Genomic DNA, 12,489 nt, shown 5'->3' with positions numbered 1-12,489 from the left:
CTAGCGGTAGGGGTCCGGCTGCGAGAGGTAATGCGTGACATAGTCGCCGATCCCTTCCTCCAGCGGCGTCATGGGCTTCGGGTAGCCGGCCTGGAACAGCCGCTCCATCTTGGCTTCCGTGAAATACTGGTACTTGTCGCGGATCGCCGGCGGCATCGGTGTGTAGTCGATCGCGGGCTCCCGGCCCGCCGCCTTGAAGACCGCCTTGGCCATGTCTTCGAAGCTGCGCGCCTGGCCGGAGCCGAGGTTGAAGATGCCGTTGAGCCCGGGATTGAGCATCAGCCACTCGACCACGTCGGCCGCATCGCGGACGTAGACGAAGTCGCGCTTCTGGCCGCCGTCCGGCACGTCCTTGCGATAGCTCTTGAAGAGCTGCACCGAGTGACCGTCGCGCACGTGGGGCCAGATCTGCGCCGCCACCGACTTCATCGCGCCCTTGTGCTCCTCGTTCGGCCCATAAACGTTGAAGAACTTCAGTCCGACCCACTGCGGCGGCGCGTAATCGCGGCTCGCCTGGCGCACGGCGAAGACGTCGAAGAGGGCCTTCGACCAGCCGTAGGTGTTCAGCGGCCGAAGCGCGACGAGCGCCTCGTAGTCGTTGTCGTCGACGAAGCCTTGAGCTCCCGCGCCGTAGGTGGCGGCCGAGGAGGCGTAGATCAGCCGCCGCTGGCGATCGGCGCACCAGCGGAACAGGTCGCGGCTCAAGGTGAAGTTCGAGTGGACGATCTTGTCGGCGTCGGGCTCCGTGGTCGAGGAGACCGCCGCCATGTGGATGACGACCTCCACGTCGCGCCAGCGCTTCTCGAGCCATTCGAACATGCCCTCCGGCGCCACGAAGTCGCCGATCGGGTGCTTGGCGATGTTGCGCCACTTGCCGAGCTCCGCCTCGCGCAGCCGGTCACAGATGACGATGTCGAGCGAGCGGTCCTCGGCGAGCCTGGCGGCGATGTTGGAGCCGATGAATCCCGCCCCGCCGGTCACGAACACGATGCGCCGGGTCATCGGCCGGCCTTCCGGCTCATCCGCGCGATCGCCGCGGTCGTGGAGTAGCCTTCGACGATCTCGGCCAGGCGCACCTCCCCACCCCAGCCCTTGACCAGGTCGCCGCCGACCACCTCGTCCTCGGTGTAGTCCGCGCCCTTGACCAGCACGTCCGGACGCGCCGCCTCGATCAGGCGCACGGGCGTGTCCTCCTCGAAGGGGACGACCAGGTCGACCGAGCCCAGCCCGGCCAGGACGATGGCGCGGGACTCCAGGTCGTTGACCGGTCGGCCCTTGCCCTTCAGGCGGCGCACGGATTCGTCGTCATTCAGGCCCACGATCAGTCGGTCGCACCAGCCCTTCGCCTGGGCGAGGTAGGCGATGTGGCCCTTGTGCAGGATGTCGAAGCAGCCGTTGGTGAAGCCGATCCGAAGGCCGCGCGCGCGCCAGCGGGCCACCTCGTCGGCCATCCGCTGCGGCGTCGCGACCTTGGCCTCCGCCGGCGCCATGTGAGCGGCCAGCGCCGCCTCGATCAGCTCCTCCGGCGAGACGGTCGAGGTGCCGGCCTTGCCCACCGCGACGCCGCCGGCCAACTGGGCGAAGCCGACCGCGGTCGCCAAATCCGCGCCGGCCGCCAGCGCCAGGCCAAGCGCCGCCAGGGTCGTGTCTCCGGCGCCCGATGCGTCGAACACCTCGCGCGGCGTCGTGCGAAAGTGGCGCACCGGCGCGCCGCGCACGGCCAGCGACATGCCCTTCGAAGCCCGCGTCACCAGGATCGCCTTGGCGTTCCACAGCCGGAGCGCATGACCGAGAGCGGCTTCCACCTCCTCATCCGTTTCGGCCGGCAGGCCGGTGGCGTGCGACAGCTCGAGATCGTTGGGCTTGATCAGGTCGACGGCGCCGTAGCGGGCGAAGGAGCGCGCCTTGGAATCGACCACCACCAGGCCGCCCGCGGAGTCGGCGGCCCCCCGGCAGGCGGCGATCACCGCGTCGGTCACCGCGCCCTTGCCGTAATCCGAGATCAGGATCACACCCGCGCCGTCGGCGGCGTCGCGGATGGTGCGGACCAGGCGCTGCTCGACCTCGGCCGCGACCGCCCGGCTCGCCTCCAGATCGACGCGCAGCAGCTGCTGGCCGCCGGAGATGAAGCGGGTCTTCAGCGTTGAAGGACGATCCGGATCGACGATGAGGTCGCCCTCGACGCCCGCCTCCTCGCCGGCCAGGCGCAACGCCTCCCGGCCCTCGGCGTCGTCGCCGATCACGCCGATGAGCGCCACAGCCCCGCCGAGGGCTGCGACGTTGCGGGCGACATTGCCGGCGGCGCCCAGCATGACCAGCTCGCGCGAGCGCGCCAGCACCGGGATCGGCGCCTCGGGCGAGACGCGGCTGACCTCGCCATAAACGAAGCGGTCGACCATCAGGTCGCCGACGCAGACCACCCGGCGGCCGGCGGACTGGCTGAGCAGGTGCTGGAGCTCGGAGAGGTCCATAGGGCCAGAGGGTGTGCGGCGGCTGGCGGGCGCGGTCAAGCCGCGGCGGCTCAGAGCGCGTTCGCCCGCCGCTTGGCGAGACCGTCGTACTCCAGGAGCTCGGCCACCAGCGGCTCGAATTCCTTCAGCGGCACCATGTTGGGCCCGTCCGACGGGGCATGATCCGGATCGGGATGGGTCTCCATGAACACCGCCGCCACGCCGATCGCGACGGCGGCGCGGGCCAGCACGGGCACGAACTCCCGCTGCCCGCCGGAGGTCGCCCCCTGGCCGCCCGGCTGCTGCACGGAGTGGGTGGCGTCGAACACCACCGGACAGCCGATCTCGCGCATGATCGGCAGCGCCCGCATGTCTGAGACGAGGGTGTTGTAGCCGAACGAGACGCCCCGCTCGCAGGCCATGACGTTCGGATTGCCGACCGAGAGCACCTTCTCGACCACGTTCTTCATGTCCCAGGGCGCGAGGAACTGGCCCTTCTTGACGTTGACCACCTTGCCGGTCCGCCCGGCGGCCAGCAGCAGGTCCGTCTGGCGGCAGAGGAAGGCGGGGATCTGCAGGACGTCGACCGCCTCGGCGGCCCGCGCGCACTGCTCCGGCTCGTGCACGTCGGTGAGCGTCGGCAGGCCGGTGGCCTCGCGGATCTCGGCGAAGATCGGCAGCGCCTCCTTCAGCCCGACGCCGCGGGCCGTGTTGACCGATGTGCGGTTCGCCTTGTCGAAGGACGTCTTGTAGATCAGCCCGACCCCGAGCCGCTCGGCGGCCTCGCGCAGCGCGTGCGCCGTCTCGAGCGCGTGCTGGCGGCTTTCCATCTGGCAGGGGCCGGCGATCAGCGACAGCCGCTCACGGTTGCCGATCCGCACGGCGGGGCCGTTGGCGGCGGTGATCTCGACGACGGCGTTGGGCTCGGTCACGGCGGCTCCGACGGCTCTCATGGGCTAAGTGGCGCGAGCCGCGCCGCTTCACAAGCGCCGATCGTGCGACCCGCCGTCCTGCGCCCGGGCCTCCTGGGTCGCGCGCGCCCAGCGAGGGCCGGCGCATTGCCGTTCGGATCGGTGAATTCCAGGAGCTGGACGTCGGTCTCGGCGAGACGCTGGAGGGCCTCAGGCGGCCCCACGAGGCGGACGCCGCGCGCTTCCAGCGGCTTGGCGCGCGGGAGGCGCGGGCGCGTCGAAGCAGATCGCCACGCTTCCGGCCGACGCAGCGGCTCGCGCCGGGGAGACAAGCAGGCAGGCGCGGCGAGGCGACCAGGGTCGTGACATGGGCCCCCCAGCGCTTGGAGAGGCTCACGCCACGCGGGCGGTCCCGATTCCCTGCCCGAACGCCGCCTCTGTTCCGAAGCCGCGCCGCGCCTTAAGTAGCGGCCATGCAAGTCGCCGCGAGCCTCCTGGGCGCCATCGGAAACACCCCCCTCATCCGCCTGCGCCGCGCCAGCGAGATCACCGGCTGCGAGATCCTCGGCAAGGCGGAGTTCTGCAATCCGGGCCAGTCGGTGAAGGACCGCGCGGCGCTGTTCATCATCCAGGACGCCGAGCGCAAAGGCCTCCTCAAGCCGGGCGGCCGGATCGTCGAGGGCACCGCCGGCAACACCGGCATCGGCCTGGCCATGGTCGGCAAGGCGCTGGGCTACGCCTGCACGATCGTGATCCCGCGCACCCAGAGCCAGGAGAAGAAGGACGCCATCCGGCTCTACGGCGCCGAGCTCGTTGAGGTGGACGCCGTCCCCTACGCCAACGAGATGAATTACGTGAAATATTCCGGACGTCTGGCGCAGGAACTTAACGAAAAAGAAGCGAACGGTGCGGTCTGGGCCAACCAGTTCGACAATGTCGCCAACCGCGAGGCCCACGTGCGCACGACGGGCCCCGAGATCTGGGCGCAGACGGACGGAAAGGTGGACGGCTTCATCTGCGCGATCGGGTCGGGCGGCACGCTGGCGGGCGTCGCCGAAGCGCTGCAGGCCAGAAATTCGAACGTGGCCATCGGGCTCGCCGACCCGCACGGCTCGGCGCTTTATTCCTACTACACCGATGGCGAGCTGAAGGCGGAGGGGACCTCGATCAGCGAGGGCATCGGCCAGGGGCGGGTCACCGCCAACATCGCGGATCTCACCATCGACCGCGCCTACCGGATCTCCGACGAGGAGATGTTGCTGGCTCTGTTCGACCTCGTGGAGCACGAGGGGCTGGTGATGGGCGGCTCGACCGGGATCAACGTCGCCGGGGCGATCCACATGGCGCGCGACCTCGGGCCCGGCCACACCATCGTCACCGTGCTCGCCGACCACGGCCAGCGTTACCAGTCGAAGATCTACAATCCCGCATTCCTCAAGGAGAAGGGCCTCCCCTTCCCCGCCTGGATGGACGCATGAGCGATCCCCTCGTCTCCACCGAATGGTTGGCCAAGCGGCTGGGCGACCCGGGCCTGCAGGTCGTGGACGCCACCTGGTACCTGCCGACCGATGGGCGCACGGGGATCGGGGAATACGCCAAGGGCCACGTCCCGGGCGCGATCTTCTTCGACATCGACGCGGTGGCGGACCGCGCGACCGACCTGCCGCACATGCTGCTCACAGGGAAGGCCTTCGCCCGGGCGGCGGGCGAGCTCGGCCTCCGGCGCGACGGCGAGATCGTGGTCTACGACGGCCAGGGGATCTTCTCCGCGCCGCGGGTCTGGTGGACGCTGCGGGTCATGGGGTTTCCGCGCGCGAAGGTGCTGGACGGCGGGCTTCCCAAGTGGCGGGCGGAGGGCCGGCCGCTGGAGGTCGCGCCCGCCGCGCCCGCGCCCACCGAGCTCACGCCGGCGTTCGACGCGAAATTGGTGCGCGACATGCCCGCATTGCGCCGCACGATCGAGACCGGCGAGGCGCAGATCGTCGATGCGCGCCCCGCCGCACGCTTCCGCGGCGAGGCGCCGGAGCCCCGGCCGGGTCTGAGAGCCGGCCACATGCCGGGCGCGCGCAGCCTGCCCTGGTCGGAAGTGGCGAACCCGGACGGGACGCTCAAGAGCGCCGACCAGCTCCGCGCGGCGTTCGCAGCCGCCGGCGTCGATCTCGCACGCCCGATCGTGACGAGCTGCGGCTCTGGCGTGAGCGCTGCGGTGCTGGCTCTGGCGCTCGCCCGGCTCGGCCGCGAGGACGTGGCGGTCTACGATGGCTCCTGGGCGGAATGGGGGGCGCGCGGCGACACGCCCGTCGTGACCGGTCCCTGATCCCGACGGTGCTGATCCGCCCCGCCCGCGTCGACGAGGTCTGGCGGCTGCCGGCGATCGAGCGTTCGGCGGCCGCGCTGTTCCGCGGCTCTTCGCAGGCGGCGGTGGCCGACGGCGGCGTCTCGCCGGCCGAGTTCCACCGGCCGCTCGCCGCGCAGGGGCTCGTCTGGCTGGCTGAGGAGGGGCCGCAGGCGATCGGCTTCGCGTCCTGCGAGCTGTTCGTGGACGCCCTGCACATCTGGGAGCTGGCGGTGCGGCGAGAGGCGCAAGGGCTCGGCGCCGGCGGCGCGCTCGTGATGGCGGCGATCGAAGACGCCAGGCGGCGCGGCGCGCGCGCGGTCACCCTCACCACCTTCCGCGAGATTCCCTGGAATGCGCCGTTCTATGCGCGCCGCGGCTTCGTCGAAGTTCCCGAGTGGGCGTTCAATGGCAGGCTGGCCTGGATCCGGACGCGGGAGGTGAAGGCGGGGCTGGAGGTTTCCGCCCGCTGCGCCATGCGGCTCGACCTCGCCGCCGCGCCTTGAAAGCCTTGCGCCTGCGGCTCTAAGTGCCGGGATGGACGACGAAACCCGCCTGATCCGCGCCGGCTCGCTCCCAGACAAGCTGGCGAAGACCGTGGGCCCGCCGATCCAGAAGGGCTCGACCGTCCTGCTGCCCGACGCCGAGGCGCTCTACGACGACCACAGCCAGGTGACCTACGGCCGCCAGGGCCTGGCGGCGCAGGCGGCGCTGGCGGATGCGCTGGCGGAGATGGAAGGCGCGGTGGGCGTCGCGCTCTACCCGTCCGGGCTCGCCGCCGTCACCGGCGCCCTGCTGGCGGTGCTGAAGGCGGGCGACCAGATCCTGGTGGCGGACACCGTCTACCGGCCCACGCGCCGGTTCTGCGACACGGTGCTGAAGCGGTTCGGGGTCAGCACCGCCTACTTCGATCCTCGCCAAGCGCCGGAGGAGCTGGTCGCCCGCGCGCCGGAGGCGACGAGGCTGATCATGATGGAGAGTCCCGGCTCGCTCTCCTTCGAGATGCAGGACATGACCCGCACGGCCGAGCTCGCCCGGGCGCGGAACATCCTGACCGCCGCCGACAACACCTGGGGGGCGGGCTACCTCTACAAACCCCTGGAGCACGGCGTCGACCTCTCGATCCAGGCGCTGACCAAGTACGTCGGCGGGCATTCCGACATCTTCATGGGCTCGGCCGCGGCGCGCGACCCTGGGCTCGTCCGGGCCCTGGACGACGGCGTGGTGCAGACGGGATGGAGTGTCTCGCCCGAGGACGCCTACCAGATGCTGCGGGGCCTGCGGACGCTGCCCACACGGCTTGCGAAGCACGGCGAAAGCGGGCTGGCGGTGGCCCGCTGGCTGGCCGAGCGGCCGGAGGTGGCGGCCGTCATCCATCCAGCCTTGCCGGGAGCCTCGGACCACGAACTCTGGGCGCGCGACTTCACCGGCGCGTGCGGACTCTTCGCCTTCGCCCTCAAGCCCGGTCCGACGGCCGCCGTCAACGCCTTCCTGGACGAGCTCACCCTGTTCGGCCTCGGCTTCTCCTGGGGCGGCTTCGAGAGCCTCGCCATCTCCTGCGATCACCAACTCAGGAGCCGCAAGTTCAGGCGCGATTACGGCGGGCCGCTGATCCGGCTGCACATCGGCCTGGAGGACCCGAAGGACCTGATCGCCGACCTCGCCAACGCGCTTTCCGTCTATGCGGGCCGCACGCGCTGAGCGCCGGAACCTTCCGCCGGTCGCGGCGATTGCGCCGGCGAAACGAGACGGAGGCCCAAGCATGAGCGAACCCCGTGGCGGCGTGAGCCCCGGCGCGGAACAGGCCGCGCGCGAAGAGCGCGACGTCCAGCGCGAGATCGATCGGAAGGAGCAGCGGTCCTTTGCGCCTGGCGGCGGCGAGCAAGAGGACGAGGCGCCGCCGCAGACCGGCGCGCGCGAATACCCCGTCCCGCCGCTTCCCAAGCAGCATCTGCAAAAGCCCGGCGTGGAAGCCGAGATGCAGCTCCAGCCGATGTGGGACGCGCCCTACTACCAGGGCTCGGGCAAGCTGAAGGACAAGGTGGCCCTGATCACCGGCGCGGACTCCGGCATCGGCCGGGCGGTGGCGGCGCTGTTCGCACGCGAAGGCGCCGACGTGGCGATCGCCTACCTCGACAGCGAGGAGGACGCCAAGGTGACCCAGGCGGCGGTCGAGAGGGAGGGCCGCCGCGCCATCCTCCTCTCCGGCGACGTCGCCGACCCGACGTTCGCGAAGCAGGCGGTGGAGCGGACGGTGAGGGAGCTCGGCAGGCTCGACGTCCTCGTCAACAACGCCGCCTTCCAGGAGCACGCCGAGGATATCGAGGAGATCTCGGAGGAGCACTTCGACCGCACGCTGAAGACCAACCTCTACGGCTATTTCCACATGGCCAAGGCGGCGATCCCGCACCTGAAGCCCGGCTCGGCGATCATCAACACCGGCTCGGTCACGGGGCTGCAGGGGTCGAAGGCGCTGCTGGACTACTCGATGACCAAGGGCGGCATCCATGCCTTCACCATGTCGCTCGCCTCGAACCTGATCAACAAAGGGGTGCGGGTGAACGCCGTGGCGCCTGGGCCGGTATGGACGCCGCTCAATCCAGCCGATCGGCAGGCAGAGCAGGTCGCCGAGTTCGGCGCCCGGACGCCGATGAAGCGGCCGGCCCAGCCCGAGGAGATCGCGCCGGCCTACGTGTTCCTGGCCTCGCCCCAGACCGGCAGCTACATCACGGGCCTGATCCTGCCGATCACCGGCGGGGAATAACCGGCGGGCGGGGTCAGTGGCGGCGGACTGGCTGGAGGCCTTCATCGTCGCCGAACGGCTCCCGGAGAGCTTCCGGCGCGCCGCCGCCATGGTCTGCGCGCCGCTGGCCGAGATGGCCGCCGAGGCTCGGCGCACGGCCGGCCGCACGGTCGTCCTCGGGATCTGCGGCGCGCAGGGCTCGGGCAAGACGACCATCGCGGCGGCTGCCGTCCGGATGCTTGCTGAGCGCGGGTTGCGATGCGTCGTGCTGTCGCTGGACGACCTCTACCTGTCGCATGCGGCGCGGCTGCGGCTGGCGCGCGCCGTCCATCCGCTGCTCGCGACGCGCGGGCCGCCAGGCACGCACCACCCGGCGCTCGGCATCGAGGTGCTGGCGAGGCTCGGCGAGCCGGGCGAGGTCGCCTTGCCCCGCTTCGACAAGGCCGCCGATACGTTGCGCGACCGCGCGGAGTGGCCGCTCGTCCAGGCGCCCGTGGACGTGGTGCTTTTCGAAGGGTGGTGCGTCGGGGCGCGGCCGCAGCCGCCGGAGGCCCTGATCGAGCCGGTCAACGCCCTGGAACGCGACGAGGACCCCGACGGCCGCTGGCGCACGTTCGTCAACGTGGCGCTGGACGGCGCCTACCAGCCGCTGTTCGCGCGGATCGACCGGCTCATCCTGCTGCAGGCGCCCGGGTTCGAGGTGGTGGCCGGCTGGCGGGCCGAGCAGGAGGCGAAGCTTCGCGAGCGGACCGGGCGCGGCATGGCGCCGGGCGAAATCGCCCGCTTCGTCGCCCACTACGAGCGCCTGACCCGCTGGGTGGCCGAGGAAATGCCGCGCCGCGCGGACTGGGTCGTACCCCTGGCGAGCGACCGGACGCCGCTCTAGGGCTTGCTGGCGCGCCCGGCAGGACTCGAACCTGCAACCACCAGCTTAGAAGGCAGGTGCTCTATCCAGTTGAGCTACGGGCGCTAACCTTCAGTGAGTCCAGGGAATTCTTCGGCTGAACGCGAAGTTGTCGGCGTAGGCCTTGATGACTCGTTTTGCGGGTTTGGAATCGATCAGCTGGAAGGCGATGCCGTGATGGTCGGCGTAGCGGACGGCCTCCTCCTTGGTCTCGAACGACAGGCGCACCTGGCTGGAGGCGGTGTCGCCCGTCTGGGTCCAGCCCATCAGCGGATCGGGCCGGCGCGCGTCTCTCGGCTCGAACTCAAGCACCCAATCCGTGGTGTTGGCCTTGCCGGACTGCATGGCGGTCTTGGCAGGACGGAAAATGCGCGCGAGCATGACGGAACCTGGGGCCTCTCCCGCTGCGGGAACGCCGGCGCCTCGAGTCCGCGCGCCGCGCCGTCCCCTTAGCAGACGATCGCAAAACATAAAGCCTTGCGGCGACGCCGGAGCTGCGCCTTGTGGCGACGCGCCGCGCCGCTGGACGATTGCGGAGCGTTAGGATGAGGCGCCGATTCGGTCACGCCGAGCCATGGAGTCGGCGCGAGACAGGGAGACGGCGCGCTGAGGGGACTCGTCTGGAGCGCGATCGCGGGCCTCGTCCTCGCCGGCTCGGCCTCGGGTCCGTCCCTCGCCCAGGCCCCCGCGCCCCGGCCTGCGCCCGCTGCGGCGCCGGCCCAGCCGCCGCCCGATGACGTCGATCAGCAGCTTGGCCGATTGCTGGCCGATCCCGGGCCGCCGCTCGATCCGGACGTGTTCGGCTACCAGGCGATCGTCATCGGACCGACCGCGCTCGATCAGGCCTGGCGCGACGCGCAGGCGCCCGCCGCCTCGCCGTTGCCGGCCGAATGGGCGGCGCTGGTGGCGCGCATCAGGGACCTGCCGTTGCGGAGCAAGGCCGAGGCCGTCGAGGGCTTCGTCAACCGGCACGTGGCCGTGGCCACCGACCAGGAAGTCTATGGGGTCGCCGACCACTGGGCGAGCCTCGCCGAGACCATCGCCGCGGGCCGCGGCGACTGCGAGGACTTCGCGATCGCCAAGATGCAGCTGCTGAAAATGGCCGGCGTGCCCGATCGGCTGCTCTACCTGGTGCTGGTGCGCGACCTGCGCCGGAGCCTCGACCACGCCGTGCTGCTGGTCCGCGACGGCGGGACGCTCCTGGTGCTGGACAGCGAAGCCGAGCGCATGCGCACCGCCGACGAGGTCACCGACTACAAGCCGATCGCCGGCTTCAGCGGCGACAGCCGCTGGCTGTTCCAGACCGCCCAGGCCGCCGCCGCGCTCGATCTGGCGCTGCACCCGCCGGGCGAAGACCCGGCCATCCTGCCTCCGCCGGCGACGCCAGCGTCCGGCGCGGCGGCGGCTTCGCCCTGACGAATGCGAAACCTGGCCGGCAGATGGTCGGGGCGGCAGGATTTGAACCTGCGACCCTCTGCTCCCAAAGCAGATGCGCTACCAGGCTGCGCTACGCCCCGACTGGCCGGAAGCCTTGCGATATAGGCGTTTTCGGGCCGTCGCAAACCTCGGGCGCGGCCCCGGTCACCGGGACATCAGCTTGAAGACGCCGGAGCAGCGGACCACGTCGTGGCCGCCCACGTAGGCGCGGCCCTCGGCGAAGGCGACCTCGCGCGTGGCCCGCGTGAGCCGGGCCTCCCCGCGCACCCACTCGCCGGCCCGCGCCATGTGCAGGAAGTCGATCGACAGGTGGATGGTGACCGCGCGCTTCTGCGCGCCGCGCCAGACCGCGCCGGCCAGCACCCCGTCCATGAACGCCGAGAGCATGCCGCCGTGGACGATGCCGACCCCGTTGCAGTGCCGCGGCAGGGCGTAGAAGGCCTGCTCCACCATCTCGCCCGAGGACGGCCGGTGGAAATAGGGGCCGTTGCGGGTCGAGAAGAGCCCGCGCCCTTCGGCGGCGACGAAGCCCTCCGGCGGCGGCGGGATCGGCTCCTCCGGCGCGTTCGTCACCGCCCGAAGATCCGGTTGACCACCTTGTCGCCGGGCCTGACCCCGAGCTGGGCGGCGCGGCCGGCCGCGATCTCGAGCACCGCGCGGATCGTGCCTCCGGCGGGGATCGGCGTCTCGTCCATCGGCGTGGCGTTGCGCGCCACCGACACCACCGTGCCGTTCGGCGCGATGTAGACGATGTCGAGCCCGATCAGCGTGTTACGCATCCAGAAGTTCACGCCGTCGGTGGGCGTGTGGAAGTCGAACAGCATGCCACGATCGGGCGCCAGGCGGCGGCGGCACATCAGACCGTAGGCGTGCTGCTGGTCGGTCTCGGCGACCTCGACCTGGAAGCGGGCGGCGCCGCGCGCGGTCAGGATGGCGAGCGGCTGCAAGGGCGTGATCACCGCCTGGCCATGGCATTGGCGGGGATCCATGCGCGGAATGTCGACCTGCGCGCACGCCGCTGGAACCGCCGCGACCGCGGCCAGGCCGAACGCCAGGGCCAGCGCAATCCGGCTGCGCCGCTCAGGAAGCTGCAGGGCCACGGGAAGCTCCGGCCAGGGCGAATCTAGCCGAGATCAGACGCCTCGATCTCGGCGACCACAAGACCCTTGGGCCCCTCGGCGAACCGCACCACCACGTCCTCCCCCGGCTGCAGGTCCTCCATGCCGGAGCGGCGGAGAGTCTCGATGTGGACGAAGATGTCGCCCGGCTCGCTGTCGCGGACCACGAAACCGTAGCCCTTGGTGCGGTTGAACCACTTCACCTTGGCCCGTTCGCGCGGCCCCGCCGGCAGCAGCGCTCGGCGCTGCGGGCGCGGGCCCGCCCCGTCGCGCATCTCCCGCGGCCGACGCTCGCTCGGCGCGGCGACGCTCTCGTCGATGGCGACGATCTCGCTGACCTGCCAGCCTTTGGGCCGGCGGACCACGTCGCAGGTGATGATCGAGCCCTCGAGCGCGCTTTCACGCCCGCTGTTGCGCAGCGAGGTGACGTGCAGGAGGACATCCTTCAGGTCCGTCTGGTTCGGATCGTCCGGGATGACGAAGCCGTAGCCCTTGCCCGCGTCGAACCACTTAACACGCCCGGTGATGCGCAGCGCGATCGCTTGCGCCTCCACCTCATCCAATTCCAAAGCCGCCATCTGCCCCTCGGCC

General features: G+C 71.1%; 14 protein-coding genes and 2 tRNA genes. 7 read left to right on the top strand and 9 right to left on the bottom strand.

Translation table 11 applies throughout. The features are described from left to right. Genes rfaD through kdsA form a run of 3 tightly spaced genes read right to left on the bottom strand, consistent with a single transcriptional unit; the run spans window position 1 to window position 3,403 of the window. Window positions 1-1,002: an ADP-glyceromanno-heptose 6-epimerase gene (gene rfaD, locus Q0W60_RS04785; RefSeq protein WP_297693085.1), complete on the bottom strand. Its 1,002-nt coding sequence runs from the start codon at window positions 1,000-1,002 to the stop codon at window positions 1-3. Then, on the bottom strand, window positions 999-2,471 hold the full coding sequence (rfaE2, locus tag Q0W60_RS04780; protein WP_297693180.1) for a D-glycero-beta-D-manno-heptose 1-phosphate adenylyltransferase: 1,473 nt from the start codon (window positions 2,469-2,471) through the stop codon (window positions 999-1,001). Before rfaE2 ends, rfaD begins: the two co-directional genes overlap by 4 nt. A gap of 50 nt (window positions 2,472-2,521) precedes the next feature. Then, window positions 2,522-3,403 carry a 3-deoxy-8-phosphooctulonate synthase gene (kdsA, locus tag Q0W60_RS04775; protein WP_297693083.1) on the bottom strand — a complete coding sequence of 294 codons (882 nt, stop codon included), beginning with the start codon at window positions 3,401-3,403 and terminating at the stop codon, window positions 2,522-2,524. Window positions 3,404-3,834: 431 nt separating this feature from the next. Between kdsA and Q0W60_RS04770 the strand changes: the two genes are divergently transcribed. From Q0W60_RS04770 to Q0W60_RS04745, 6 genes are all read left to right on the top strand, one after another. Continuing rightward, complete coding sequence (locus Q0W60_RS04770) at window positions 3,835-4,839, top strand: cysteine synthase A (protein ID WP_297693081.1); 1,005 nt, start codon at window positions 3,835-3,837, stop codon at window positions 4,837-4,839. Continuing rightward, entirely contained in the window at window positions 4,836-5,678 is an 843-nt protein-coding gene (gene sseA / locus Q0W60_RS04765; protein ID WP_297693079.1) for a 3-mercaptopyruvate sulfurtransferase, read from the top strand. The genes Q0W60_RS04770 and sseA overlap by 4 nt, the downstream gene beginning before the upstream one ends. An 8-nt stretch (window positions 5,679-5,686) precedes the next feature. Beyond that, the gene (locus Q0W60_RS04760; protein ID WP_297693077.1) at window positions 5,687-6,202 is read left to right on the top strand and encodes a GNAT family N-acetyltransferase; all 516 of its coding nucleotides are present in this window, start codon (window positions 5,687-5,689) and stop codon (window positions 6,200-6,202) included. Between the two features lie 31 nt (window positions 6,203-6,233). Then, window positions 6,234-7,397, top strand: a complete 1,164-nt coding sequence (gene metC / locus Q0W60_RS04755) for a cystathionine beta-lyase (RefSeq protein ID WP_297693075.1) — start codon at window positions 6,234-6,236, stop codon at window positions 7,395-7,397. A gap of 61 nt (window positions 7,398-7,458) precedes the next feature. Next, window positions 7,459-8,460: an SDR family oxidoreductase gene (locus tag Q0W60_RS04750; RefSeq protein WP_297693073.1), complete on the top strand. Its 1,002-nt coding sequence runs from the start codon at window positions 7,459-7,461 to the stop codon at window positions 8,458-8,460. A gap of 112 nt (window positions 8,461-8,572) precedes the next feature. Beyond that, on the top strand, window positions 8,573-9,325 hold the full coding sequence (locus Q0W60_RS04745) for a kinase (RefSeq protein WP_297693178.1): 753 nt from the start codon (window positions 8,573-8,575) through the stop codon (window positions 9,323-9,325). Window positions 9,326-9,332: 7 nt separating this feature from the next. Here the strand turns inward: Q0W60_RS04745 and Q0W60_RS04740 are convergent. Both Q0W60_RS04740 and Q0W60_RS04735 read right to left on the bottom strand, forming a co-directional pair. Then, window positions 9,333-9,409: transfer RNA gene (locus Q0W60_RS04740), tRNA-Arg, on the bottom strand. A 6-nt stretch (window positions 9,410-9,415) separates the two neighbouring features. Continuing rightward, the gene (locus tag Q0W60_RS04735) at window positions 9,416-9,724 is read right to left on the bottom strand and encodes an ETC complex I subunit (RefSeq protein WP_297693070.1); all 309 of its coding nucleotides are present in this window, start codon (window positions 9,722-9,724) and stop codon (window positions 9,416-9,418) included. Window positions 9,725-10,102: 378 nt separating this feature from the next. Here Q0W60_RS04735 and Q0W60_RS04730 point away from each other — a divergent pair, with 378 nt between their 5' ends. Then, entirely contained in the window at window positions 10,103-10,759 is a 657-nt protein-coding gene (locus Q0W60_RS04730) for a transglutaminase-like cysteine peptidase (RefSeq protein WP_297693068.1), read from the top strand. A gap of 24 nt (window positions 10,760-10,783) precedes the next feature. Here Q0W60_RS04730 and Q0W60_RS04725 read toward each other — a convergent pair. From Q0W60_RS04725 to Q0W60_RS04710, 4 genes are all read right to left on the bottom strand, one after another. Next, window positions 10,784-10,860, bottom strand: a tRNA-Pro gene (locus Q0W60_RS04725). Window positions 10,861-10,924: 64 nt separating this feature from the next. Beyond that, entirely contained in the window at window positions 10,925-11,353 is a 429-nt protein-coding gene (locus Q0W60_RS04720) for a PaaI family thioesterase (protein WP_297693066.1), read from the bottom strand. Beyond that, window positions 11,350-11,880, bottom strand: coding sequence for a DUF192 domain-containing protein (locus Q0W60_RS04715; RefSeq protein WP_297693064.1), 531 nt, complete (start codon window positions 11,878-11,880; stop codon window positions 11,350-11,352). Before Q0W60_RS04715 ends, Q0W60_RS04720 begins: the two co-directional genes overlap by 4 nt. 23 nt (window positions 11,881-11,903) lie before the next feature. Further along, complete coding sequence (locus Q0W60_RS04710; protein ID WP_297693176.1) at window positions 11,904-12,476, bottom strand: cold-shock protein; 573 nt, start codon at window positions 12,474-12,476, stop codon at window positions 11,904-11,906. Window positions 12,477-12,489: the final 13 nt, after the last annotated feature.

The sequence above is a fragment of the Phenylobacterium sp. genome (assembly GCF_025934275.1).
GTDB lineage: Bacteria > Pseudomonadota > Alphaproteobacteria > Caulobacterales > Caulobacteraceae > Phenylobacterium.
This window is presented reverse-complemented; position numbering and strand designations above follow the sequence as displayed.